Source organism: Streptomyces sp. NPDC008079, assembly GCF_042957385.1.
Classification (GTDB): domain Bacteria; phylum Actinomycetota; class Actinomycetes; order Streptomycetales; family Streptomycetaceae; genus Actinacidiphila.
Genome location: NZ_JBIBIC010000008.1, coordinates 75,514 through 100,202, shown reverse-complemented (window position 1 = coordinate 100,202; position 24,689 = coordinate 75,514). Strand labels below are relative to the sequence as shown.

Genomic DNA, 24,689 nt, shown 5'->3' with positions numbered 1-24,689 from the left:
TAGGCGGCCTCCGCGCGGCATAGCGGTGCCCGCAGCGGGCAATCGAACCGGCAGGACCCGAGGACGGGACCCCGAGGAGGGAACCATGGCTCGACGTTTCGCCACGACCGAACGCTCCCGCGGCACCCGAGTCGAAGTGGAGCGCACCGGCGGCAGGCTCGGCATCATCGGAGTCATCAGCGCGGTCGTGGGCTTCTTCGTCCTGGGCATCGTGTTCGGCCCCGTGGCGGTCGTCTGCGGCTGGCTCGCGATGGGCCGCCGCTGGAGCGGCCGCAAACCCCTGCTGGCCCTGATCGCGCTGTTCCTCGGCGCGCTCGACACACTCATCGCGCTGCTCTACGTGGCCCAGTAGCCCCGCCCGCGCCGCGCGGGCGTACGAACGGCCTCCGGGCCGAGAGGGAGAGCCCTCTCGGCCCGGAGGCCGTTGTCGTGCGGAGCCCGGGTGAACCCGAGGCGGAGCCGAACTACGCGTCGCCGCCCGCCGCGCCCGGGTCGGCCGAGGCCACGTCCAGGAGCTGGTAGCGGTCGACGGCCTGCTTCAGCACGGACCGGTCGACCTTGCCGTCGCGGGCCAGCTCGGTGAGGACCGCCAGGACCACCGACTGCGCGTCGATGTGGAAGAAGCGACGGGCCGCGCCACGGGTGTCCGCGAAGCCGAAGCCGTCCGCGCCCAGCGAGGAGTACGTGCCGGGCACCCAGCGCGAGATCTGGTCGGGCACCGCCCGCATCCAGTCCGAGACGGCCACGAACGGCCCCTCGGCCCCGGACAGCTTGCGCGTCACGTACGGCACGCGCTGCTCCTCCTCCGGGTGCAGCAGATTGTGCTCCTCGATCGCGACGGCCTCGCGCCGCAGCTCGTTCCAGGACGTCGCGGACCATACGTCGGCCCGTACGTTCCAGTCCTCGGCGAGGATGCGCTGCGCCTCGACCGCCCACGGCACCGCGACACCCGACGCCATGATCTGCGCGGGGATCGTACCGGCCTCGCCGGTCTTGAAGCGGTAGATGCCCTTGAGGATGCCGTCCACGTCGACGTCCGCGGGCTCGGCCGGGTGCTGGATCGGCTCGTTGTAGACGGTGAGGTAGTAGAAGACGTCCTCGCCCGGCTTGCCGTCCGCGGTCTCGCCGTACATCCGGCGCAGACCGTCCTGCACGATGTGCGCGATCTCGTAGCCGAAGGCGGGGTCGTACGCGACGCAGCCGGGGTTGGTGGAGGCCAGGAGCTGCGAGTGGCCGTCCGCGTGCTGGAGGCCCTCACCGGTCAGCGTGGTGCGGCCCGCGGTCGCGCCCAGCACGAAGCCGCGCGAGAGCTGGTCGGCCATCTGCCAGAACTGGTCGCCGGTGCGCTGGAACCCGAACATCGAGTAGAAGACGTAGACCGGGATCAGCGGCTCGCCGTGCGTGGCGTACGCCGAGCCCGCCGCGATCAGCGACGCCGTACAGCCCGCCTCGGAGATGCCGTCGTGCAGCATCTGCCCGGTCGGCGACTCCTTGTACGCCAGCAGCAGCTCGCGGTCGACCGACTCGTACTGCTGACCCATCGGGTTGTAGATCTTCGCGCTCGGGAAGAACGCGTCCATGCCGAAGGTGCGGTACTCGTCGGGGGCGATCAGCACGAAGCGCTTGCCGATCTCCTTGTCCCGCATCAGGTCCTTCAGGACGCGGACGAAGGCCATGGTGGTGGCGATCGACTGCTGGCCCGAGCCCTTCTTCGCGGTCGCGTACGTCTTCTCCGGCGGCAGCGGCAGCGGCTTGGCCCGCACCACGCGCGTGGGCACGTAACCGCCGCACGCCTTGCGGTGGTCGTGCATGTACTGGATCTCTTCGGAGTCCCGGCCGGGGTGGTAGTACGGCGGGTAGCCCTCGTCGAGCCGCTGGTCGGTGATCGGCAGGTGCAGCCGGTCGCGGAAGCGCTTGAGGTCGTCGACCGTCAGCTTCTTCATCTGGTGCGTCGCGTTGCGGCCCTCGAAGTTCGGACCCAGCGTCCAGCCCTTGATGGTCTGCGCGAGGATCACCGTCGGCTGGCCCTTGTGCTCCTTGGCCGCCGTGTAGGCCGCGAAGACCTTGCGGTGGTCGTGGCCGCCGCGCCCGAGGTGCAGGATCTGCTCGTCGGACATGCCTTCGACCATCTTGCGCAGCCGCTGGTCGTCGCCGAAGAAGTGCTCACGGATGTACGAACCGGTCTCGGTCGCGTACGTCTGGAACTGGCCGTCCGGGGTGGTGTTCATCTTGTTGACCAGCAGACCGTCGCGGTCCTGGGCCAGCAGCGGGTCCCAGGAGCGGTCCCAGATCAGCTTGATGACGTTCCAGCCGGCGCCGCGGAACTGCGACTCCAGCTCCTGGATGATCTTGCCGTTGCCGCGCACCGGGCCGTCGAGGCGCTGGAGGTTGCAGTTGACGACGAAGGTCAGGTTGTCCAGGCCCTCGCGGGCGGCGATCGAGAGCTGGCCGAGCGACTCCGGCTCGTCCATCTCGCCGTCGCCGAGGAACGCCCACACGTGCGACGTGGAGGTGTCGGCGATGCCGCGCGCCTCCATGTAGCGGTTCATCCGGGCCTGGTAGATCGCGCCCAGCGGGCCGAGGCCCATCGAGACGGTCGGGAACTCCCAGAAGTCCGGCATCAGCCGCGGGTGCGGGTAGCTGGAAAGGCCGTTAGGCGCCTTCGACTTCTCCTGGCGGAAGGCGTCGAGCTGCGCCTCGCTCAACCGGTCGAGCAGGAAGGCGCGGGCGTAGATGCCGGGGGAGGCGTGGCCCTGGAAGAAGATCTGGTCGCCGCCGAGGCCGTCGTCCTTGCCGCGGAAGAAGTGGTTGAAGCCCACGTCGTAGAGCGAGGCGGAGGAGGCGAAGGTGGCGATGTGGCCGCCGACGCCGATCCCGGGACGCTGGGCGCGGGAGACCATGACCGCCGCGTTCCACCGGGTGGCGTTGAGGATCTTGCGCTCGATCTCCTCGTTGCCCGGGAAGAACGGCTCGTCCTTGGTGGCGATGGTGTTCACGTAGTCGGTGCTGCGCATCTCGGGCACCGCGACGCGCTTCTCGCGCGCGCGCTCGATGAGGCGGAGCATCAGATAGCGGGCCCGCTCACGGCCGCGCTCGTCGATGGCCGCATCGAGCGAGTCGAGCCATTCCGCCGTCTCCTCGGGATCGAAATCCGGGACCTGGCTGGGAAGGCCGCCAATGATGATCGGGTTGCGATCGGATCCGGAAGCCACGCTGTTCCTTCGCTGCTAGGTGGAGCTCTGCTGGGTCGCGCCGCCTCCATCGTGTACCGCGTCGTTCGATACGTCATCTCTACCGAGCGGTAACCGCAGCTCATGAGCCGCGCGGCCCCAGGGCCGGTGGTCGGCCGGGAGCCTCCCGGCCTGAGGTTGGGGGAGGCCAAACCTGAACTCTACGCCCAGTCGCTCGTACGACCGACTCGCGGCTCCAATCACGCACAACACCGGCAAACCGCCGTGATGTGCGTCACCATTGAGTGTGCGGGTTGCGGTGACACGGTCGAATCGTCACCGTTTCGACGGTCTCGTACGCCGGGTACTTGCGCGATCCGCCCAGCCCGTGTGGACTACCGCCAATAACCCGCACAGGCGCGGGCAGATTTTCCCCATGACAGGAGGCAAAGCGTGAGCGCGACCGCGGACCACGCGGAGGAGCGGACCAACCCGGCGAGCCGGCTTGGTTTCGAGCCCGGACAGGTGGTCCAGGAGCTCGGGTACGACGAGGATTGCGACCAGGAGCTTCGAGAGGGTATCGAGGAGCTCACGGGCGAGGAGCTCGCCGATGAGGAGTACGACGACGTGCCCGACGCCGTCCTGCTGTGGTTCCGCGAGGACGACGGCGACCTCACCGACGCACTCGTCGACGCCACGTCGACGGTCGACCCCGGCGCCCCGATCTGGCTCATGACCCCGAAGACCGGGCGTGACGGCCACGTCGAGCCCAGCGAGATCGGAGAGGCCGCGCAGACCGCGGGCCTCGCCCAGACCAGCAGCGTCAACGCCGCCAAGGACTGGACCGGCAGCCGTCTCGTGACACCCAAGACGGCCCGCGCGGGGAAGCGGTAGCTTTCCCGGCACCGGCGGCCCGCCGCAGGGGTTGCGCCCCGCGGCCGTCCGCCGCCCGTCACACGCTGGCCGCGCGGTTCCCCGCGCCCCCTCGGGGGAGCGGGGAACCGCGCGCTTGGCCCACCCTGTGTCGCGGCCCTGCGGCGGTCGCGACGGCCGCGCCGGGTCCCGCGCCTCCCCCGAGAAGGGACGCCCGCGCGATGAGCGAGATCAGCGCAGCCCACGAGATCCCCGCGGTCGGCGCCCCGGCACCCGACTTCGCCCTGCCCGACCAGCACGGCCGTACCGTGCGCCTGGCCGACTTCCGCGGCCGGAAGAACGTCGTGCTGCTCTTCTACCCCTTCGCCTTCACCGGCGTGTGCACCGGCGAGCTGTGCGCGCTGCGCGACGAGCTGCCCGCGTTCCAGAACGCGGACGTGCAACTGCTCGCCGTCTCCTGCGACTCGATGCACTCGCTGCGGGTCTTCGCCGACCAGGAGGGCCTGGACTACCCGCTGCTGTCCGACTTCTGGCCGCACGGCGCGGTCTCCCGCGCCTACGGCGTCTTCGCCGAGGACAAGGGCTGCGCCCTGCGCGGCACCTTCGTCATCGACAAGGAGGGCACCGTGCGCTGGACCGTCGTCAACGGGCTGCCGGACGCCCGCGATCTTCACGACTACGCAAAGGCGCTCGAATCGCTGTAGACCTCGGGAACCCGTCACTAAGCTCGGCACGTTGATCCGGCACCAGCGCAGGATCTGTGCACGCGTACGCCACGCACACAGCACGCACGAACCGATTTGGGAGGACTCGTGGGAGTCAGCCTCAGCAAGGGTGGCAACGTCTCGCTGACCAAGGAGGCGCCGAATCTCACGGCCGTCGTCGTCGGTCTGGGCTGGGACGCCCGCACCACCACCGGCAACGACTTCGACCTCGACGCGAGCGCGCTGCTCACCAGCGACCAGGGCAAGGTGCTCTCCGACGCGCACTTCGTCTTCTTCAACAACCTCACCAGCCCCGACGGCTCCGTGGTGCACACCGGTGACAACCTCACCGGTGAGGGCGAGGGCGACGACGAGGTCATCAACGTGAATCTGGCCGGTGTCCCGGCCGATGTCGCGAAGATCGTCTTCCCCGTCTCCATCTACGAGGCCGAGAGCCGCCAGCAGAGCTTCGGCCAGGTGCGCAACGCCTACATCCGGGTGCTCAACGCGGCGGACCAGCGCGAGCTGGCCCGCTACGACCTGACCGAGGACGCCTCGACCGAGACCGCCATGGTCTTCGGCGAGCTGTACCGGCACGGCGCGGAGTGGAAGTTCCGCGCCATCGGCCAGGGCTACGCCTCGGGACTGCGCGGCATCGCCCAGGACTTCGGCGTCAACGTCTGATCGCGGCGCGGCGCCCGGCCACCGGGCGCCGCCCGTCCCTGGCGGACCCAGGGCCCACCCAGCACCCAGGACCCACCCAGCACACCCTGCGACGGGGAGGAACGAAACACGATGGGCGTCACGCTCGCCAAGGGAGGCAATGTCTCCCTCTCCAAGGCCGCGCCGAATCTCACCAAGGTGCAGATCGGTCTCGGCTGGAGTTCCCGCTCGACCACCGGAGCCGACTTCGACCTGGACGCCAGCGCGCTGCTCTGCGGCAACGGCCGGGTCCTGGGAGACGAGTTCTTCGTCTTCTACAACAATCTCAAGAGCCCGGAGGGTTCCGTCGAGCACACCGGCGACGAACTGGTCGGCGGCACCGGCGGTGACGACGAGACGATCCTGGTGGACCTGAGCCTCGTCCCCGAGCGCGTCGACAAGATCGTCTTCCCGGTCTCGATCTACGACGCCGACGCCCGTTCCCAGACCTTCGGCCAGGTCAGCAACGCGTACATCCGGGTGCTCAACCAGGCGGACGGCGCCGAACTGGCCCGTTACGACCTGACCGAGGACGCCTCGACCGAGACCGCGATGATCTTCGGCGAGCTCTACCGCTACAGCGGCGAGTGGAAGTTCCGTGCGGTAGGTCAGGGGTACGCCTCCGGACTGCGCGGCATCGCCCTAGACTTCGGGGTCAACGTTTCGTAAAGCCGCGTACCTCGCGGGGGTCCTCGTGATCATCAGGGAAATAGGTAGGTAGCTCGTGCTCCTCAGAACATTCGGCTGGTCGTTCGGCATCACTGCCGCCGGCCTCGCCCTGGCCGGCGTCCTCTGGGGCTGGAAGGGCCTGGCCATTGTCGCGATCCTGTCGGTCCTCGAGATCTCACTCTCGTTCGACAACGCGGTGATCAACGCGGGCATCCTCCGCAAGATGAATGCCTTCTGGCAGAAGATGTTCCTCACCATCGGCGTGCTGATCGCCGTCTTCGGCATGAGGCTCGTCTTCCCGATCATCATCGTCGCCATCACGGCCAAGCTCAGTCCGTGGGAAGCGGTCAGGGTCGCGATCAACGACCACGACCGCTACGAGGCGCTGGTCACCGGCGCGCACCCGGCGATCGCCGCCTTCGGCGGCATGTTCCTGCTGATGATCTTCCTCGACTTCATCTTCGAGGAGCGGGAGATCACCTGGCTGGGCTGGCTGGAGAAGCCGCTGGCCAAGGTCGGCAAGCTGGACATGCTCTCCGTCGTGGTCGCGCTGGTCGCGCTGCTCGTCGCCGCCACCACCGTCGCCACCGGCGTCCCGCTGCACGGCGGTCACGGCACGATCGACAAGGGTGAGACGGTGCTGCTGGCGGGCGTCGGCGGCCTGCTCACGTATCTCATCGTCGGCGGTGTCTCCAGCTTCTTCGAGGAGCGGCTGGAGGACGACGACGAGGACGGCGCGGAAGCGGGCGGAGCGGAGCCCGTCGCGGCGAAGAACGGCAACGGCGTCAGCACCGGACAGGTCGTGGGCCTGGCGGGCAAGGCCGCGTTCTTCATGTTCCTCTACCTCGAAGTCATCGACGCGTCCTTCTCCTTCGACGGTGTCGTCGGCGCCTTCGCGGTCAGCAACGACATCTTCGAGATCGCGCTGGGTCTCGGCATCGGCGCGATGTACATCAGGTCGCTGACCGTCTTCCTGGTCCGCAAGGGCACCCTGGACGACTACGTCTACCTGGAGCACGGCGCGCACTACGCGATCGGCGCGCTGGCCGTCATCCTGCTCGTCACGATCAAGTACGACGTCAGCGAGGTCATCACCGGTCTGGTCGGCGTGGTGCTGATCGCCGCTTCGTACTGGTCCTCGGTGGTACGCAACCGCCGACTCGGGGAAGACTCCGGGCAACCGGACGGTGACAAGGACGACGACAAGGCGGAAGTCGCGAGCGGGGTCTGACCCCGGTCGCGCCAGCGCTGCCCCCGCCGTCCGGCGGGGGCAGCCTCATGTCAGGGGAGGGCGAGGGCAGATGGCCTGGTGGAGTTTTCTGCGGCCGAGCGGCGGGCAGCAGTTCGACGTCGCGAACGCGCACACCGTGGAACTCACCAAGCGGCACCCGATGGTGTCGCTGACCAAGCAGGGAGCGGCCGTCGGCAACCTCCGGGTCAACCTCTCGTGGTCGATGCGGACATCCGACACCGGTGGCTGGGCCACCTCCAACGGCGGGTTCTTCCGCCGCCAGCTCGACGTCTTCAAACCGCGCGTGGTGCAGGCGGCCGGACCCGCCATGGTCAATGTCGACCTCGACCTGGCCTGCATGTACGAACTGGCCGACGGCAGCAAGGGAGTTGTCCAGCCGCTCGGCAATCTGCTGGGCGACCTGGACGCGCCGCCGTACATCCAGATGAGCGGCGACGACCGGTTCGGCGGCACCTCGGGCGAGACGCTGTACATCAACTTCGACAAGCGGGACGAATTCCGGCGGCTGCTGGTCTTCGTCTACATCTACGACGGCACGCCCGCCTTCGACCGCACGCACGCGAAGGTCGAGATCTTCCCGACCTCGGGCCCGCGCATCGAGATCCCGCTCAACGAGCGGGAGCCGCAGGCCCGTTCGTGCGCCGTCGTGCTGATCGAGAACCGCAAGGGCGAGCTGGTGGTGCGCCGCGAGGTCAGGTACGTCTACGGCTTCCAGGCCGAGATCGACCGGCTCTACGGCTGGGGCCTCCAGTGGGGCCGCGGCTACAAGTCCAAGGTCTGACCGCGTCCGGCGGCCTGTCCGCGCGGGTCAGCTGCCCGACTGGAACTGGGGTCCCTGCGGCGGCAGTTGGAAGCCGCCGTCGTTGGCGGCGGCGGCCACCGGCTGCGGGTAGCCGTACGCCGGGTAGCCCTGCTGCGGCTGCTGGTGGACCGCGGGGGCCGTAGTGGCCGCCACGGGCTGCGGGTAGCCGTAGGCGGGCTGTGCGGGCACGTGGCCGGGCGAGGGAGCCTGGAGCGGGTATCCGTACGCACTGGTGGGCGCGGGCTCCGGCTCCTGGGCGTACGGCGCGGTCTGCTGGGACACCGGCCCGGCCGTGGGCGGCGCCGCCGGGGAGACGGTGGGCGGCGCGGTCGTGGCCGGTACGGCGGTACGGTCGGAGTCGCCGCCCTCGACGTCGTCCACCGCGATGCCGAATTCGGTGGCCACGCCGACCAGACCGGTGTCGTACCCCTGGCCCAGGGCGCGGAATTTCCAGCCGCCGTCCTTGCGGTAGATCTCGCCGCAGTTCAGGGCGGTCTCGTAGCCGGTGTCGGGGCGCACCTCGAAGGTGATGACGGGCGCGTGCTGCGGCCCCGTGGTGTCGTAGAGGAGCACGCACAGGTCCTGGACCTGCGCGAAGGGGCCGCCGTCGCAGGAGGCGACGATCACGACGCGGTCCACGTCGGAGCCGAGGGCGGCCAGGTCGACCTCGACGGTGTCGGTCAGGCTGCCGGAGACGCGTTTCTTGGGCAGGTGGCGGGCGAGCCCCGAGGGGTGGCGCGGTTCGTTGTAGAAGACGAAGTCGGCGTCGGAACGGACCTTGCCGTTGGAACCGAGCAGCAGCACGGAGGCGTCAACATCGGGGGAACCGGACGCCGGGGTCCAGCGCAGTACCGCCCGGATTCCGGGGGCGTCCAGTGGGGTGTTCGAGCCCTTCACCATCACGTGCGTCATACCGGTCATCCTGCCCTCCCCGTGGCGTGCGCCACAACGCCGGGCGGGACGGTCACGCGGTGGACCCGCCGCGGTTACCTGTTTTTCACGTGTGGAGGGAACCTCTACCCCATGCTCGCACGTACGATAATCGGCCAGATATCATCGGGCTCACTACCTCGAAATGGGGCGTATGCGACACTTCGGGCACCTCGCTCCTGAAGCCAGGAGCGAACTGTTTCACCGCGAGCCGCAGGAGTTCACTGCCGACTCGCCCGCACGCATGCTCGCGGTCGCCCTCGGCGCCACCCTCTACAGCCCCGCCACCCGCCCGCAGCTCGCGGACGACGTGGTGAAGCAGGCCGCCCGGGGTGTGGTGTCGATGGTCCTGTGCCTGGAGGACTCCATCGACGACCGCGACGTCGTCGCAGGTGAGGCCAATCTCGTCCGGCAGTTCGCCGATCTCGCGACCCGGCCGGAGGCGGCGCTTCCGCTGCTGTTCATCCGGGTCCGCACGCCCGCGCAGATCACCGACCTGGTGACACGGCTCGGCGGCACCGTGGAACTGCTGTCCGGATTCGTGCTGCCCAAGTTCACCGAGGAGACCGGCGTCCCCTTCCTGGAGGCCATGGCGCACGCGGAGGCCGCCAGCGGGCGGCGCCTTTTCGCCATGCCCGTACTGGAGTCCCCGCAGCTCCTGCACCTGGAGAGCCGGGTCGAGACGCTCTACGGGATATCCAGGACGGTCGACAAATACCGCGAGCGGGTGCTCGCCCTGCGCCTGGGCGTCACCGACTTCTGCTCCTCCTACGGCCTGCGCCGCGCCCCCGCGATGACCGCCTACGACGTGCAGATCGTCGCCTCGGTGATCGCCGACGTGGTCAACGTCCTCGGCCGCGCCGACGGCAGCGGCTTCACCGTGACGGGACCGGTCTGGGAGTACTTCAGGCACCACGAGCGGATGTTCAAGCCGCAACTGCGCCGCAGCCCCTTCACCCCCGAGGCCGAGGACCTGCGCGACACCCTCATCGAGCGCGACATGGACGGACTGCTCCGCGAGATCGAGCTGGACCGCGCCAACGGCCTCCAGGGCAAGACCTGCATCCACCCCACCCACGTGCCCGTCGTGCACGCGCTGAGCGTCGTCACGCACGAGGAGTTCTGCGACGCGGCCGACATACTCGACGAGGACCGCTCCGGCGGCGGCGTCATGCGGTCCGCGTACACCAACAAGATGAACGAGGTGAAGCCGCACCGCGCCTGGGCGGAGCGCACCATGCGCCGCGCCGAGGTTTTCGGCGTCGCCCAGGAGGACATCGGCTTCGTGGAACTGCTCGCGGCGAGCCTGCCGCAGTCCTGAGCGCGGTCCCGGAACAGCCTCCAGCGCAGTCCTGAGCACGGCCAGGCGCCGCGCCCAGCCCTGAGCACGGCCCCCGCGCCGCGCTCGCACCGAACGGAAGAGAAGCACCGCATGGCAACGCACACGCCCTGGCCGGGCCAGTGGGTCGCGGACCGGCTGGGCATCGGCCTGGTGGGCGAGGGCCTGCACGGAGTGCTCGGCCTCGCGCTGCGCCGCAACCCCAAGCGCGCCCACCTGCTGGTCTCCAACATCCTCGGCAAGCACGTCCCGCAGGACCCGCGCGCGGTCTACGGCTCCGCGTACGCGCTCGGCGAGCGGGTCCGCGACCTGCTCGGCCCGGACGCGGTCGCCGACGCCGTGGTCCTCGGCTACGCCGAGACCGCGACGGGGCTCGGCCACTGCGTCGCCGACGGCGTCGGCGGTGTGCCGTACCTGCACTCCACCCGGCGCGAGGTCGCGGGCGTCGCGGCGGGCGGCGGCTTCCAGGAGGAGCACAGCCACGCCACCGGGCACCTGCTGCTCCCCGAGGACCCGGCGCTGCTGGCGGGCAGCGGCCCGCTGGTCCTCGTCGACGACGAGTTCTCCACCGGCCAGACCATCCTCAACACCATCCGTGACCTGCACGGACGCCACCCGCGCGAGCGGTATGTGGTGGTCGCCCTCACCGACATGCGGTCCGCCGCCGACCAGGCGCGGCTGGAGGACTTCGCGGCGGAACTCGGCGCCCGCGTGGACGTCGTCGCCCTGGTCGCGGGCGCCGTCACGCTCCCCGAGGGCGTGCTGGAGCGCGGCCAGGCCCTGGTGGCCGCCCACGAGACGCCGCCGCCCGCGCCCGCCGACTACTACGACCTCACGCACGTCGAGCTGGACTGGCCGGCCGGGGTGCCGGACGGCGGCAGGCACGGCTTCCTGCCCGAGCACCGCGCCGCCCTGGAGGCCGCGCTGCCCGCGATGGGACAGCGGCTGGCCGCCGCGCTCCCGCCCGGCGCCCGCCGCGTCCTCGTCCTCGGCAACGAGGAGCTGATGTACGCCCCGCTGCGGCTGGCGGAGGCGCTGCGACGGCACACCGCCGCAGCGGACGCGGGCCTTGAGGGCCTGAGGCGGCACACCGCCGCAGCGGACGCGGGCCTTGAGGGCTCGCAGGCGGCCCCTGGCGGCGCTCTCGACGTGCGCTACTCCACCACCACCCGCTCGCCGGTGCTGGCCGTCGACGACCCCGGCTACGCCATCCGCAGCCGGATCGTGTTCCCCGCCCACGACGAGCCCAGCGACGGCCCCGGCGACCGGTACGCGTACAACGTGGCGGGCGCGGGCTTCGACGCGGTCGTCTGCGTCATCGACTCCGCGGGCGAGACCCCCGAGCTGTACGGGCCCGGCGGCCTGATCGCCCAGCTCGCCGCGCACACCGACCGCGTACTGGTCGCCGTCGTCCCCACCTACCGGCCGCGGCCCCGGCTGCACGCCCGGTTGCGGTCCCGGCTCACCGCCGGAACCGAGTCCCGTCCCCGACCGAACGGACACGCCGCACCGATGAGCCCCGCCCCTGTGAGCGCCACCGCCCGACCGCTGCCCGAGCCCCTGCGCGGCCCCGCCTTCTCGTCGTACGCGGCGGACGAGGTCGGCTGGCTGCTCAAGGACCTGTCGGAGGTCGAGCTGGAAGCGCCGACCGAGGAGCGCGAGGAGGCCATCCAGAGCGGCGGCGCGCACTACGCCGAGTCGCTGCCCGTCGAGTACCAGCCGAGCGCCGCGTACCAGGACCTGTTCAAGGCCGCCCTCGACGGCTCCGCCGAACGCATCGCGCGCGCGGTCGGCGCCGTCACCGAACTCGTGCTCGCCGAGCGCGGCCCTGACGCCGTCCTGGTCTCGCTGGCCCGCGCTGGCACCCCGGTCGGCGTGCTGATGCGCCGCTGGGCCCGGCACGCGCACGGCCTGGACCTGCCGCACTACGCCGTCTCCATCGTCCGCGGCCGGGGCATCGACCGCAACGCGCTGAGCTGGCTGGCCGCCCACCACGACGCGGCGAACGCCGTGTTCGTCGACGGCTGGACGGGCAAGGGCGCCATCACCCGCGAACTGGCCGAAGCCGTCAAGGACTTCGACGGCGAAGGCGTCTTCGACCCGGACATCGCGGTGCTCGCCGACCCCGGCGGCTGCGTGTCCACCTACGGCACCCGCGACGACTTCCTGATCCCCTCCGCGTGCCTCAACTCCACGGTCTCCGGCCTCATTTCGCGCACCGTGCTGCGCGCCGACCTGACCGGGCCCGACGACTACCACGGCGCGAAGTTCTACCGCGAGCTGGCGGGCGCCGACGTCTCCGGGCTCTTCCTCGACACCGTCACCGCCGCCTTCGACCGGGTCGGCGACGCCGTCGCCGAGGACGTCAAGTCGCTGCGCTCCGCCGACCGTTCACCCACCTGGGCGGGCTGGGCCGCGGTCGAGCGGATCAGCCAGGAGTACGGCATCGGCGACGTGAACCTCGTCAAGCCCGGCGTCGGCGAGACCACCCGCGTGCTGCTGCGCCGAGTGCCCTGGAAGATCCTCGCCCAGCGCGGCGTCGGCGCCGACCTCGACCACGTCCGCCTGCTGGCCGCACAGCGCGGCGTACCGGTCGAGGAGGTGGACGGGCTGCCGTACTCCTGCGTGGGTCTCATCCACCCCCGCTACACCCGAGGGGCCACCGGGACCGACGGCAAGGCGGTGGACGCGAAGTGAGTACCCGTCAGAACCGCACGCTGGTCGCCAGCGACCTCGACCGCACCCTGATCTACTCCACGGCGGCGCTCGCCCTCACCATGGCCGACGAGCACGCGCCGCGCCTGCTCTGCGTCGAGGTGCACGAGGCCAAGCCGCTGTCCTACATGACCGAGACCGCCGCGGCGCTGCTGGTGCGACTCGCCGCGGAGGCCGGGCAGTTCGTGCCCTCCACCACCCGCACCCGCAAGCAGTACCGCCGGATCAGCCTGCCCGGACCCCAGCCGCGGTACGCCATCTGCGCCAACGGCGGCCACCTCCTGGTCGACGGCCGCACCGACCACGACTGGAACGCCGAGATCCGCCGCCGTCTCGCCGACGGCTCCGCGCCGCTGGACGAGGTGCGCGCCCACCTCGCCGCCACCGCCGACCCCGCGTGGCTGCGCAAGGAGCGCATCGCGGAAGACCTCTTCGCCTACCTCGTGGTCGACCGCGAGCGCCTCCCCGCCGGCTGGGTCAAGGAACTCGCCGCCTGGGCCGAACCCCGCGGCTGGACCGTCTCCCTCCAGGGCCGCAAGATCTACGCCGTGCCGCTGCCGCTCAGCAAGTCCGCCGCCCTCGCCGAGGTCGTCCGCCGCACCGGCGCCGACCGCGTCCTCGCCGCCGGCGACTCCCTCCTCGACGCCGATCTGCTCCTCGCCGCCGATGAGGGCTGGCGCCCCGGCCACGGCGAGCTGGCCGACTCCGGCTGGACCGCCCCCCACGTCACCGGCCTCCCCACGGTCGGCGTCGCCGCCGGCGAAGAGATCATCCTGCGGATGCGCAACGCCCTCTAACGCCGCCCCCGCGCAGGGCCAGCCTGCCCCAGGGCCCTGTTTTCAGGGGCACGCAGCAGGTGCGCTGCGGTCGCGCAGGGCCTGTTTTTAGGGGCGCGGGGAACTGCGCGACCAGCCACCGACGGTGGCGCGCCTTGGAAACCGGCCCCAGCGGGGCAGACGCTGTCTGTTCTCGGGCTGACAGCCCGGTGGGGGCGGGCCGCGCAGTTCCCCGCGCCCCCAAAAACAGCGCGTGGCCGGCGCCCCGGCGGAGAGGAACCGCTCCGGGGCCCGGGGTCAGTGCCCCGGGGCCACCACCCGGGTGCAATAGGCGCGGGAGCGCTCTACGCGTCGCGCGTTGGGCCGCTCGCTCGCAGCGATGAAGGCCCGGGCCTCAAGCTCGCTGCGCCCCCCGCGCACGTGCCGTCGCAGCAGCCGCCGCTCACGCAGCTGACGCGGCGCGTCGACGTACCAGAGCTCGTCCAGCAGGTCACGGACCTGCTCCCACCCGGCACCGTCGTCGGCGAGGTAATTGCCCTCGGTGACGACGAGCCGGACACCGGGCGCGACGACCAGCCCGGCGGCCACCGGCTCGTCCAGGCGCCGGTCGAAGTCGGGCGCGTAGACCGGGTGTTGACGGCCACCGCGCAGCCGCCGCAGCAGGTGGACGTAGCCGTCCACGTCGAACGTCTCGGGCGCGCCCTTGCGGTCCCGCAGCCCCAGCCGGTCCAACTGCGCGTTGGACAGATGGAACCCGTCCATCGGCACATACGCGGCCGTCCCCGCGCCCACCCGGTCGTTCACCCCGGACACCAGCCGCCGCGCCAGAGTCGACTTCCCGGCGGCCGGGGCGCCCGCCAGCCCCAGCAGAGCCCTCCGGCCTGGAATGCTGGGGACCAAGGCGACCGCGTCATCCACGAGCATTCCGTCACCCTAGGGCCCGGACGGGCCCTGAGCGCCGCACCAGGGAGAAGACCCTTGTCCGAAACGAAGAACCCGCAGCTCACACCCGAGCTCTACGGATACGTCCTCGCGCACAACCCGCCGCTGGACGCCGTCCAGCGGGAACTGGTCGAGACCACGCACGCCCGCCTCGCCGATGTGGCCGGGCTCCAGACCGCTGAGGAGCAGGGCCCGCTGCTGGCCTTCCTCGTCCGCCTGACCGGCGCCAAGCAGATCGTGGAGGTCGGCACCTTCACCGGCTTCTCGACCCTGTCGATGGCCCAGGCCCTGCCCGCCGACGGCAGGCTCATCGCCTGCGACGTCTCCGAGGAGTGGACCGCCGTCGGCCAGGACGCCTGGGCCAAGGCGGGCGTCGCCGACCGCGTCGACCTGCGGATCGCCCCGGCCATCGACACGCTCAAGGCGCTGCCCGGCGGCCAGTGGATCGACCTGGTGTTCCTGGACGCCGACAAGGGGTCCTACACCGACTACTGGGAGGAGCTGGTGCCGCGCATGAACCCGGGCGGCCTGCTCGTCGTCGACAACACGCTCTTCCACGGCGAGGTCGTGGACGAGGACGCGACCGGCGGCGCCGCGGCCATCCGCGCGTTCAACGACCACGTACGCGCGGACGACCGGGTGGACGACGTCCTGCTCACCGTCGCGGACGGCCTGACCCTGGCCCGTAAGAAGTAGTCACTCCGGCAGGACCGTCACGGGGTCAGTGCTGCGGCAGTCCGCGGGGAGGCGGCCGCCGGGTGGTCACCGCCGCCCGGGCCTCCTCCTCGCGGGCTGCCTGCTGGGGGTGGCGCTTGCGCCAGTACGGATTGTCGTGCGGCAGCCCGCCGGTCACCCGCCCGTACATGCCGAAGAACATCAGCATCACGCCGACCGCGAAGCTGAACAGCACGTTCGACATCTTGAACGCCAGAAGGTTGCTGCCGGTGTCCAGCAGGGCGAGATTGACGAACCCGCTGAGCAGGAAGGCGACGCCGACGACGATGTTGAGGGTCGAGGCGAAGTTGCCGCCCTTCACCATCCCGGCGAAGAGCAGCACGCCGATGACGATGGAGATCGTGCTGAGCGCGCCGTTGGAGTTCAGCCCGGCGATCCGGTCGCCCGCCTTGGACAGGAACGACACGCCGTTGAGGAGTCCGAGGATCCCGAAGACGACCAGGATCAGGCCCATCAGACCGGCGCCGAAGCGGTACATCTGGCTCAGCTTGTGGTCCACGGGCAGATGATCGTCGAGTCGCATATGACCGGCCTCCTTCGCTGAAGGGGAATCGAGGCCGCTGCTCCTCCAGGATAGGCCGGGGTCCGGAATCCGGCGCTCCGCGCGGGTCACCCCGGGTCACGGGCCGGCGGCGCGGGGCTTGCGGCAGCGGGCGGCAGTGCGCGAAGTCCGGCACATCGTTCCCGGCGGCCGGCGACGCCGGGGTGACCTGTGGAGGAACGCCCTCCGCGGGCCGCGTCCCCGCTACCCTGGGCCCATGCCTCGCTACGAGTACCGCTGCAAGACCTGTGGCTCCACCTTCGAGCTGCGCCGCCCCATGTCCCAGTCGGACGCCCCGACCGTCTGCCCCAAGGGTCACGACGACACCGTGAAGCTGCTCTCGACGGTCGCGGTCGGCTCCTCGTCGTCCTCGTCCTCGTCGTCGGCCGGTCCCGCCCCGGCGAGCGGCAACGGCGGCGGCGGATGCTGCGGTGGCGGCTGCTGTAGCTGAACGGGCGGGACGGGGGCCGGTACGGGCGGCGGTCGGATCGTACGTATGCCGGTCCGGTCGTATGAACGCCGGTCCGGCCGTACCGCCGGTCGCCGGAGCAGGAGACCGGCCAGGGGTGCTCAGCGCCCGGCCGCGCGGTCCTCACGGATGTTGGCCACCACGCGGTTCGCGGTCTCGCGCACCGCTGCGGTCTCGGTGAGGAACGCCCAGTAATCCGGGTGCCTGCCCTCCAGCGCGGCCACCGCGCGGTCGAGGCGCGCCACCGCGTCGTCCAGCGGGCGGGCGTGCCGCGGCTCCGGCGTCGAACGCCCCTGCATGGCCAGCCGCTGCGCGTCCCGGATCGCGAAGCGGGTCTTCTCGACCTCGCCCTTCGGGTCCTTGCTCACCTCGTTGAGCTGCCGCAGCCGGTCACCGGCCGCGGACACCGCGCCCTCCACGTCGTCCATCAGCGCCCTGACCGTCGCCAGCCGTGACGTGGCGTCCGGCCAGCGCTGCTCGTCCCGCGCCTTGCGCGCCTCGGCCAGCGCCGTCTCCGCCTGCCGTACCGCCTGCGCGGCCCGCTCGGGCACCTGCTGGAGGTCCTGCCAGCACGCCAGCGAGAACCGCCGCCGCAATTCGCTGAGCACCGGGTCCACGCCCTCGGCCCGCGTCGCCAGCGCCTGCACCCGCGTGCGCAGCGACACCAGCCGTTTGTCCATCTCCCTGGCCTGCTCGGGCAGCCGCTCCGCCTCGGTCCGCACCGCGTCCGCCTTGCGGCGCACATCGTCGGCCCGCTGGACGGTCTCCTGCACGCCGTGCTTGCTCGCGCCCTCGTTCAGCCTGGTCAGCTCGGGTGCCAGCGCGGCCAGCCGGGCCGCGAGGTCGTCCGCCTTCAGCCCGACCGCGCGGACCCCGTCCAGCGCGTTCGTCGCTGCCAGCAGCGACTGCTTGGCCCGCTCCACGGCGGGCGCCAGCCGGGCGAGTTGCGTCTCCGCCTTGCCGAGCAGCGGCGCGAGACCCGCGGAGAAACGCTCCAGCTCGGTCTTGGCCCTGTCCAGCTCGTCCTTGGCCTTCGTCAGCTCGGTGCGCGCCCGCGCCGCCGTGCCCGCGTCCAGCTCGTCCCGGTCGATGTCGTGCGCGTCCACGGTGTTGATGTAGGCCGCGCTCACCTGGTCGATGCGCTCGCCCAGCGACCGGAATCCGGCCAGCGCCCGGCGCGCCTCGGGGGAGTCGTCCACCGCCGAGATCGTCTCTATCGAGATCTCCAGATCGCGCTGCGCCGTGTCCAGCTCATAGAACGCCTGTGACGCGGCGTCCTTCGCCGCCTGCGCCTCCGCACGGTGATTGTCGCCGCGTCGCCACCACGAACGTGCCGTCGTCACCGTGACACTCTCTCCCCGCAGATCGCCGCCGACCACCGTCGGACCCATCCTCCCACCAGGCCGCCCCGAACACACCGCCCGGTCCCCACGGCCCCGTGGTTGCTGATCACGCCCCAGGGCAGGGTAACCTGTGACGTCGAACTCACCGAGGGCGTGTAGCTCAGTGGTAGAGCGCCGCCCTTACAAGGCGGATGTCGGCGGTTCGAAACCGTCCACGCCCACCCTCGGAAGCCCCCGGGCCCCTGTCCAGCGTCCTTGGACAGGGGCCTCTTCCCTGTCCCGCTCCGTGTTCCGCCCTGGCCCAGTGCCCGGCGGCCGGGGGCGGTTGCGTGGCCCGTCACGGTCGGGGTTGGGTGGGGTCATGACGCGCCCCGTGCTCTATCTGTTCGGCTCCGCCGCACCCCCGGTACTGGATATCGCCTCGGTCGTCGAGGGCGCGCAACGAGCCGGGTGGGACGTCTGCCTCGGTCTGACGCCCGCCGCCGCCGACTGGCTCTTCACCCAGACGAAGAAGCTGACGAAGCTGACCGGACACCCGGTGCGCAGCGGGTACAAGAAGCCCGGTGAGCCGGACGTCTGGCCGCCCGCGGACGTGATCGCCGTCGCACCGGCCACCTTCAACACGATCAACCGGTGGGCGCTCGGGATCACCGACCACTTCGTCGTCGGCGTCGCGGCCGAGGCCATCGGCAAGGGCATCCCCCTGGTGACGATGCCGTGCGTGAACACCGCCACCGCCCGGCACCCCGCCTTCGACCGGTCGGTCGACGAACTGCGCGTGGCCGGGGTGAGGGTCCTCTACGGCGAGGGCGGCTTCGTCCCCCACCCGCCCGGCCAGGACGCCCCGGACGACTTCCCCTGGCCCCTGCTGTTCGAGGCGGCGAAGGCGGCACTCCCCGATCACCTGCGCTGACACCGGGCCGGGGCCACCGGCCGACCGGGCCGCGTCCGTACTCCCGTGGATGTAACGGCGCGGCCCGTACCGCCCGCGGGGGTACGGCGATGTCCGCCGCTGGCGCGACGTTCCGTGGCTGTCACGCCTTGACGATGGAGGCGATCAGTCGTTCGTCGCAAGGGGAGGCCGGGATGAGGACCGCGGAGCAGGTCAGCGGGGTACGTGACGGGGGCGCCGCGCCGCCGGGCGCAGGGGCGGGCGGGGGCCGGGCGCGGAAGCTGCCGTGGCTGATGCTCGCGCTGTGGGTCGGGGTGCTGGCGGTCGCGATACCGCTGTCCGCCAGGCTCGGTGACGTCCAGCGCGACAGCGTCGTGGACTACCTGCCGAACAGCGCGGACTCCACGCGGGCGGCCAAGATCCAGGCGTCGCTGCCCGGCGGCGAGACGACCGACATCGTCGTGGTCTACCACCGCGACGGCGGCCTCACCGCGGCCGACCGGGCCACCGCCGCGCGGCAGACCGCCGAGATCGCCCGTACGAACCGGCTCACCGGGGACGCCCCGCGGGCCGTGCCGTCCAAGGACGGCACCACGCTGATGTACCCGATGTCGACCACGGCGCCGGGCCAGGACTCCCAGGCCAGAACCGACTTCGTGGACGGGGTCAGGGACGTCGCCAAGGGCGGCTCTGGGCTGACGGTGAAGGTCGGCGGACAGGGCGCCCTGGACACCGACAGCGCCGAGGTCTACAGCGCGCTCGGCGGCCCGCTCCTCTACACCACGGTCCTCGTCGTCGCCGTCCTGCTGATCCTCATCTACCGCAGCCCCGTGCTGTGGCTGATCCCGCTGATCTGCGCGGGCGCCGCCGACGTGCTGTCGATGGCGGTCACCTACGGCCTCAACCAGGCGTTCGGCGTCACCGTCAGCGGCCAGAGCTCCGGTGTGATGACCATCCTCGTCTTCGGCGTCGGCACGGACTACGCGCTGCTGCTCGTGGCCCGCTACCGCGAGGAACTGCGCCGCACCGAGCGCCCGTACGACGCCATGCGCACCGCCCTGCGCAAAGCCGCGCCCGCGGTCCTGGCCTCCGCGGGCACCGTCGCCGCGGGCATGCTCTGCCTGCTGGCCGCGGACCTCAACAGCAGCCGGGGCATGGGCCCGACGGCCGCCGTGGGCGTCGTCTGCGCGCTGCTCGCCATGGTGACGCTGCTGCCCGCCGTCCTCGTCGTCCTCGGCCGCCGCGTGTTCTGGCCGCTGATCCCCGCCCACGGCAGCGAGCCGAAGCAGCGGCGCGGCGCCTTCGTCGCGATCGGCGACGGCGTCGGCCGCAGGCCGGTCGCGGTGCTCGTCGGCGGTGTGCTGCTGCTCGGCGCCCTCGCCGTCGGCGTGCTCAACCTGCCCGGCAGCGTCAAGCAGCAGGACATGTTCAGCAGCGAGCCCGACGCGATCACCGCCATGCGGATGCTCGGCGCGGCCTACCCCGACCAGGGCAGCCGTCCCGTCGCCGTCATCGCGCCCGCCGACCGCGCCGAGGCCGCGCGGGCCGCCGCCCGCTCCACCCGAGGCGTCACCGACGTGCGCGCCGGGCGCACCGCCGACGGCTGGAGCGAATTCTTCGTCACCACCGCGGGCCCGCCGCAGACCGCGGCCGAGACCGCCACCATCAAGGCCCTGCGCACCGGACTCCCCGGCTCCTACGTCGGCGGCCCCAGCGCCCAGCAGCTCGACCTCCAGCACACCAACCAGCGCGACCGCGGCATCGTCATCCCGATCACCCTCGCCGCCGTCCTGCTCATCCTCGTCCTCCTGCTGCGGTCCCTCGTCGCGCCGCTGCTGCTCGTCGTCGCGGTCGTCGCCGTCTGGGGCGCCGCCCTGGGCATCGGCGGCCTCGTCTTCGGCCCGGTCCTCGGCTTCCACGGCACCGATCCAGGACTCGCGCTGCTCTCCTTCGTCTTCCTCGTCGCCCTCGGCGTCGACTACGGCATCTTCCTCATGCACCGCATGCGCGAAGAAGCGCTCAACGGCGCCGGGCCACGCGAGGCCACCCTCGGCGCGCTCCACTCCACCGGCGGCGTCATCACCTCGGCCGGTGTCGTCCTGGCCGCGACCTTCTCCGTCCTGATGAACATGCCTCTCGTCCAGCTCGCGGAACTCGGCTTCGTCATCGCCGTCGGCGTCCTGCTCGACACCTTCCTCGTCCGCACCTTCCTGGTGACCTCGGCCGCGCTGCTGCTGCGCCGCCGGGTCTGGTGGCCCGGCGCCCTGAGCCGCCCGGCGCCGGGCGAACGGGGGTGAGCCCGCGAGGGCGCCGCGTGACGCGCCAGGACGCGGCGCTCGCGGCGGGGCTGGCGGCGCTGTCGGTGCCGCTGGCCCTGCTGACGCCGGGGACGCGTCCCGACGCGCTGGGCTGGGCGCTGCTGGTCTGCTGCCAGATCCCGCTGCTGTGGCGGCGGACGCACACGACGGCCGCGCTGGTGGTGACGGTCGCGTTCCTCGGGCCGTACCACGCGCTCGGGTATCCGCACGCGGCGCCGGTGCTGGGCTCGATGACGCTGCTGTTCACGGCGGCGGCCACGAGCCCGGTGTGGCGGGCGGCGGCCATCGGGACGGTGGTCGTCGGCGGCACGGTGGCGGCGGACTGGGTCTCGGACGCCGGGGGAGCGGTGGACACGCTGCGGACCTCGGGCTGGATCGCGGCGGTGCTGGTGGCGGGCGCGACCGTGCGCGTGCACCGCCAGTTGGTGGCCGCGACCACGCAGCGGGCCGAGCGCGCCGAACGGACGCGGGAGGAGGTGGCGGCCCGGCGGGTGGCGGAGGAACGGCTGCGGATCGCCCGTGACCTGCACGACCTGCTCGCGCACAGCATCACGCTGATCGGCGTGCAGACGGCGGTGGCCGCGCACGTGATGACGGTGGCGCCCGAGGAATTCGACCGGGCGGCGGTGTCCAAGGCGCTGGACGGCATCGCGGACACCTGCCGCGCGGCCCGCGTCGAGGTGCGCACCACGCTGGAGGTGCTGCGGTACGGCGAACGGGCCGCCGACGAGGGGCCGTTGCCCGGTCTGGCCGCGCTGTCGGACCTCGCCCGCCCGGCCGGGGCCCGGCTCCACGTGCTTACGGCGCGAGGTGCTTCCTCCGGCGGCGCGGACCCGCACATCCCGCCCGCCGTCGAGGCCGCCGCGTACCGCATCGTGCAGGAGGCCCTGACGAACACCACCCGGCACGCGGGGGCCGGGGCGCGGGCCGAGGTGACCGTGCGCGTCGGCCCCGGCTCGCTGCTGGTCGAGATCACCGACGACGGCGGGGCGGCCGTCGGCTCGGGTCCCCGGCCCGGCCCCGGACCCACCTTCCACCTCGGCCCTCACGACAGCCCTCACGACAGCCCTCACGACGGCCCGGCCCACGGCCCGGCCCACGGGCCCGACCTCGGCCCCGGCTTCGGTCTGATCGGCATGCGCGAACGCGTCCGCAGCGTCGGCGGCACCCTGACGGCGGGCCCCCTCGCCGGAGGCGGATTCCGGGTCGCGGCCGACCTCCCGCTGACCCCCCGCGCGGACGCGTGTACGGACGGGGCCGCCGCACCGCACGACCCCGCCTGACGCGCCCCGCCGCGCGGGGGACCGGCACCCGCGACCGCTCCCAACTGGTCCTCAACCGCTGCGAGTCGGGCCCGGTCACGCCCGCGCGGCGGCCGGTGCGGGCGGCGCTGATTCGCGCGGAAAATCGAGGGTTTGACGCCTTCGTTACTCCTTTGGGGGAACGGTCGCGGGAAGCGTCGGCACGTGCCGCGCGCATGCTGACCATGAAGGGTGACCACTTCTAGGGGGAGGCGCGTCCGCGGTTGGACGGCGCTGCTTGTCGTGACGATGGCGGCAGGATCGTGGGGACTCGGCGCGGTGGCCTCGGCCGAGCCGCGCGCGCGGTGCCCGGCGGGAGCGGGCCACGGCAGAGCGGAGTCATGCCCCGCCGAGCCGTCCCGTCACCCGTCGCACCACGCGTCGCCCGTACCGTCCGAGGCCCCGTCGCCCGCGCCGTCGCACCGCGCGTCGCCCGGTCCGGAACCGACCCGGACGTCGACACCCACACCCGCACCGACACGGACGCGGCCCTCCCGGCCCGATCCCGGTCCCACATCCCCGCCCACCCGGGCACCCACACCCAATCCCGCTCCCACGACCACACCCGCGCCCGCGCCCGAACCGACGCGTACGGCCGCGCCCACGTCTGTTCCCACCCACAGGACCGATCCCGAGCCCACGGCCCCGCCGACGACCTCGCCCGCGCCCAGCCGTGTGCCCGACCGCCACGAGCCCGTACGGCACCAGCCGACGCACCACGAGCCCGTACGGCACGACCCCGGTCATCACGGCCCGGACCACGCTGACCCGGATCACCCTGACCCCGGGCACCACGACCCCGCGGACCACGACCCCGGACGGCACCGGCCCGATCATCACGGGCCCGGTTACCACCACCCCGACCCGTATGTGCCCTGGTGCGGGTACTGGCCGGACCAGTGGCCCTGGACGTGGCTCTGCCACCGCCACCGCCACCACCACCATCCGAAGCCGTGCCCGACCCCGACACCGACCCCCACGCCGACTCCCACCCCCACACCGACTCCTACGCCCACGCCCACGCCCACACCGACACCGACCCCGACTCCGACCCCCACGCCCACGCCGACACCCACTCCGACCCCGACTCCCACGCCGAGTCAGAAAGCGGCGGTGACGCCACGTCCCAGACCCGCGCCGAAGCCCCCGGCGCCCGCACCCGTACCGCAGCCCGTACCCACCGCCGCACCCGTACCGGCTCCCGCGCCGGTGCCGCGGTCCCAACCCGCGCCGCCCGCCGCCCCGGTGGCGGTGCACTGGCCGGAGAAGGCGCCGGCGCCGGTCGCGGCGCCGAAGGAGCACCGCCGGTCGCTGATGATCACGATGATGCTCACCACCGTGCCCGCCGTGCTGGCCGTCGCCGTCCTGCGGCCCGGCTCCTCCGGCTCCAACTCCGGTCGCAGCAGGAACAACTGAACGTGAAACAAGGGGGATTTCCGCATGTCGCAGTGGTTGGCGCTGGTGATCGCGATGGCCGCGGTCTGCGCTGTGGTCCTCGGCGTGGTCGTCCTGCGTACGCGCAAGGTCCACGAGGACGACGATCCGTCGGAGACACCCGACGTCATCGAGTACATGGTCATGATGATCGGCGTGGTCTACGCGATCGTGCTCGGTCTGGCCATCGCCGGTGTCTGGGAGGGGAGGAGCGGGGCACAGGCCGAAGTCCTCGCCGAGGCACAGGCGTTGCACGAGGTGAGCGCGCGGGCGCAGGTGTATCCCGTTGACGTACGCGACCGGATCCGCGCGGACGTGAACGCCTACGCGGCGTTCGTGGCCGACAAGGAGTGGCCGTACATGAAGAACCACGGCGAACTGGAGCCGCGGGGCAACGCGTTGCTCGACACGCTCCGCAAGGACGTCTCGCAGTACGCGCCCACGTCCGACCTCGGCGCCCAGGCGTACCAGCCGCTGGTCGACGAGGTCGCCGCCGTCGACGAGGCCCGCACGTCGCGCAGCCAGAGCGTGGGCGCGACGATGCCGGGGATGGTGTGGTTCGGCCTGATCACCGGCGCGCTGGTGACGGTCGGACTGATCTTCACCCTCCAGATCCGGCGCTCACCGAAGGAGTTGCTGCTCGCCGGTCTGTTCAGCGCGCTCATCGCCTTCCTGCTGTTCCTGATCTGGGACCTCGACGATCCCTTCGGCGGCGGACTCGCCGTCTCCGCCGACGTCTTCCGGGACCTCGTACTGCGCCGCTGACCAGGGCGCGCGCCCCG

General features: G+C 71.9%; 22 protein-coding genes and 1 tRNA gene. 17 read left to right on the top strand and 6 right to left on the bottom strand.

Annotated features, from left to right (window positions below):
* Nucleotides 1–85: 85 nt before the first annotated feature.
* Nucleotides 86–352 (top strand): small hydrophobic protein, encoded by a 267-nt coding sequence (locus ACFZAM_RS18790; protein ID WP_355344825.1) that lies wholly within the window; start codon nt 86–88, stop codon nt 350–352.
* 112 nt (nt 353–464) lie between these two features.
* Here ACFZAM_RS18790 and aceE read toward each other — a convergent pair whose 3' ends face one another.
* On the bottom strand, nt 465–3,212 hold the full coding sequence (gene aceE / locus ACFZAM_RS18785; protein WP_355344828.1) for a pyruvate dehydrogenase (acetyl-transferring), homodimeric type: 2,748 nt from the start codon (nt 3,210–3,212) through the stop codon (nt 465–467).
* Between the two features lie 411 nt (nt 3,213–3,623).
* Here aceE and ACFZAM_RS18780 point away from each other — a divergent pair, with 411 nt between their 5' ends.
* The 6 genes from ACFZAM_RS18780 to ACFZAM_RS18755 all read left to right on the top strand — a co-directional run bounded on the left by ACFZAM_RS18780 (nt 3,624) and on the right by ACFZAM_RS18755 (nt 8,151).
* Complete coding sequence (locus tag ACFZAM_RS18780; protein WP_188285110.1) at nt 3,624–4,064, top strand: DUF3052 domain-containing protein; 441 nt, start codon at nt 3,624–3,626, stop codon at nt 4,062–4,064.
* A 200-nt stretch (nt 4,065–4,264) separates the two neighbouring features.
* Nucleotides 4,265–4,747 (top strand): redoxin domain-containing protein, encoded by a 483-nt coding sequence (locus ACFZAM_RS18775; protein WP_391047347.1) that lies wholly within the window; start codon nt 4,265–4,267, stop codon nt 4,745–4,747.
* Between the two features lie 108 nt (nt 4,748–4,855).
* A complete protein-coding gene (locus tag ACFZAM_RS18770; RefSeq protein ID WP_188285108.1) occupies nt 4,856–5,431 on the top strand; it encodes a TerD family protein in 576 nt (191 codons plus the stop codon).
* Nucleotides 5,432–5,542: 111 nt separating this feature from the next.
* Nucleotides 5,543–6,118 carry a TerD family protein gene (locus ACFZAM_RS18765; protein ID WP_355349942.1) on the top strand — a complete coding sequence of 192 codons (576 nt, stop codon included), beginning with the start codon at nt 5,543–5,545 and terminating at the stop codon, nt 6,116–6,118.
* A gap of 55 nt (nt 6,119–6,173) precedes the next feature.
* A complete protein-coding gene (locus ACFZAM_RS18760) occupies nt 6,174–7,349 on the top strand; it encodes a DUF475 domain-containing protein (protein ID WP_391047346.1) in 1,176 nt (391 codons plus the stop codon).
* A 70-nt stretch (nt 7,350–7,419) separates the two neighbouring features.
* The gene (locus ACFZAM_RS18755; RefSeq protein ID WP_391047344.1) at nt 7,420–8,151 is read left to right on the top strand and encodes a Tellurium resistance; all 732 of its coding nucleotides are present in this window, start codon (nt 7,420–7,422) and stop codon (nt 8,149–8,151) included.
* A 27-nt stretch (nt 8,152–8,178) separates the two neighbouring features.
* On the opposite strand, the gene ACFZAM_RS18750 is transcribed toward ACFZAM_RS18755, so the two are convergent.
* Nucleotides 8,179–9,093 (bottom strand): TerD family protein, encoded by a 915-nt coding sequence (locus ACFZAM_RS18750; protein ID WP_355349950.1) that lies wholly within the window; start codon nt 9,091–9,093, stop codon nt 8,179–8,181.
* A gap of 163 nt (nt 9,094–9,256) precedes the next feature.
* Here ACFZAM_RS18750 and ACFZAM_RS18745 point away from each other — a divergent pair, with 163 nt between their 5' ends.
* The 3 genes from ACFZAM_RS18745 (at nt 9,257) to ACFZAM_RS18735 (ending at nt 13,953) form a co-directional block, all read left to right on the top strand.
* Nucleotides 9,257–10,423: an HpcH/HpaI aldolase/citrate lyase family protein gene (locus ACFZAM_RS18745; RefSeq protein ID WP_355349953.1), complete on the top strand. Its 1,167-nt coding sequence runs from the start codon at nt 9,257–9,259 to the stop codon at nt 10,421–10,423.
* A gap of 111 nt (nt 10,424–10,534) precedes the next feature.
* Nucleotides 10,535–13,138 (top strand): phosphoribosyltransferase domain-containing protein, encoded by a 2,604-nt coding sequence (locus tag ACFZAM_RS18740; protein ID WP_391047341.1) that lies wholly within the window; start codon nt 10,535–10,537, stop codon nt 13,136–13,138.
* Nucleotides 13,135–13,953, top strand: a complete 819-nt coding sequence (locus ACFZAM_RS18735; protein WP_391047340.1) for an HAD family hydrolase — start codon at nt 13,135–13,137, stop codon at nt 13,951–13,953. The genes ACFZAM_RS18740 and ACFZAM_RS18735 overlap by 4 nt, the downstream gene beginning before the upstream one ends.
* 276 nt (nt 13,954–14,229) lie before the next feature.
* Here the strand turns inward: ACFZAM_RS18735 and ACFZAM_RS18730 are convergent, their stop codons facing one another.
* Nucleotides 14,230–14,856 (bottom strand): nucleoside/nucleotide kinase family protein, encoded by a 627-nt coding sequence (locus ACFZAM_RS18730; RefSeq protein ID WP_391047338.1) that lies wholly within the window; start codon nt 14,854–14,856, stop codon nt 14,230–14,232.
* Between the two features lie 54 nt (nt 14,857–14,910).
* Here ACFZAM_RS18730 and ACFZAM_RS18725 point away from each other — a divergent pair, with 54 nt between their 5' ends.
* Nucleotides 14,911–15,570 (top strand): O-methyltransferase, encoded by a 660-nt coding sequence (locus ACFZAM_RS18725; RefSeq protein WP_355349965.1) that lies wholly within the window; start codon nt 14,911–14,913, stop codon nt 15,568–15,570.
* A gap of 25 nt (nt 15,571–15,595) precedes the next feature.
* Here ACFZAM_RS18725 and ACFZAM_RS18720 read toward each other — a convergent pair whose 3' ends face one another.
* Nucleotides 15,596–16,132, bottom strand: a complete 537-nt coding sequence (locus ACFZAM_RS18720; RefSeq protein ID WP_355349968.1) for a DUF4383 domain-containing protein — start codon at nt 16,130–16,132, stop codon at nt 15,596–15,598.
* Between the two features lie 235 nt (nt 16,133–16,367).
* Here ACFZAM_RS18720 and ACFZAM_RS18715 point away from each other — a divergent pair, with 235 nt between their 5' ends.
* Nucleotides 16,368–16,601: an FmdB family zinc ribbon protein gene (locus ACFZAM_RS18715; RefSeq protein WP_391047336.1), complete on the top strand. Its 234-nt coding sequence runs from the start codon at nt 16,368–16,370 to the stop codon at nt 16,599–16,601.
* 119 nt (nt 16,602–16,720) lie between these two features.
* On the opposite strand, the gene ACFZAM_RS18710 is transcribed toward ACFZAM_RS18715, so the two are convergent.
* Nucleotides 16,721–17,962 (bottom strand): hypothetical protein, encoded by a 1,242-nt coding sequence (locus ACFZAM_RS18710; RefSeq protein ID WP_355349974.1) that lies wholly within the window; start codon nt 17,960–17,962, stop codon nt 16,721–16,723.
* A gap of 149 nt (nt 17,963–18,111) precedes the next feature.
* Here ACFZAM_RS18710 and ACFZAM_RS18705 point away from each other — a divergent pair.
* The 4 genes from ACFZAM_RS18705 to ACFZAM_RS18690 all read left to right on the top strand — a co-directional run bounded on the left by ACFZAM_RS18705 (nt 18,112) and on the right by ACFZAM_RS18690 (nt 22,455).
* Nucleotides 18,112–18,183, top strand: a tRNA-Val gene (locus tag ACFZAM_RS18705).
* 140 nt (nt 18,184–18,323) lie between these two features.
* Entirely contained in the window at nt 18,324–18,875 is a 552-nt protein-coding gene (locus tag ACFZAM_RS18700) for a flavoprotein (protein ID WP_391047334.1), read from the top strand.
* 272 nt (nt 18,876–19,147) lie between these two features.
* Entirely contained in the window at nt 19,148–21,151 is a 2,004-nt protein-coding gene (locus ACFZAM_RS18695; protein ID WP_391047644.1) for an MMPL family transporter, read from the top strand.
* A gap of 17 nt (nt 21,152–21,168) precedes the next feature.
* Nucleotides 21,169–22,455, top strand: coding sequence for a histidine kinase (locus ACFZAM_RS18690; RefSeq protein ID WP_391047331.1), 1,287 nt, complete (start codon nt 21,169–21,171; stop codon nt 22,453–22,455).
* 1,118 nt (nt 22,456–23,573) lie between these two features.
* On the opposite strand, the gene ACFZAM_RS18685 is transcribed toward ACFZAM_RS18690, so the two are convergent.
* Complete coding sequence (locus tag ACFZAM_RS18685) at nt 23,574–23,807, bottom strand: hypothetical protein (RefSeq protein WP_355349979.1); 234 nt, start codon at nt 23,805–23,807, stop codon at nt 23,574–23,576.
* 106 nt (nt 23,808–23,913) lie between these two features.
* Here ACFZAM_RS18685 and ACFZAM_RS18680 point away from each other — a divergent pair, with 106 nt between their 5' ends.
* On the top strand, nt 23,914–24,672 hold the full coding sequence (locus ACFZAM_RS18680; protein WP_391047327.1) for a DUF4239 domain-containing protein: 759 nt from the start codon (nt 23,914–23,916) through the stop codon (nt 24,670–24,672).
* Nucleotides 24,673–24,689 lie beyond the last annotated feature (17 nt).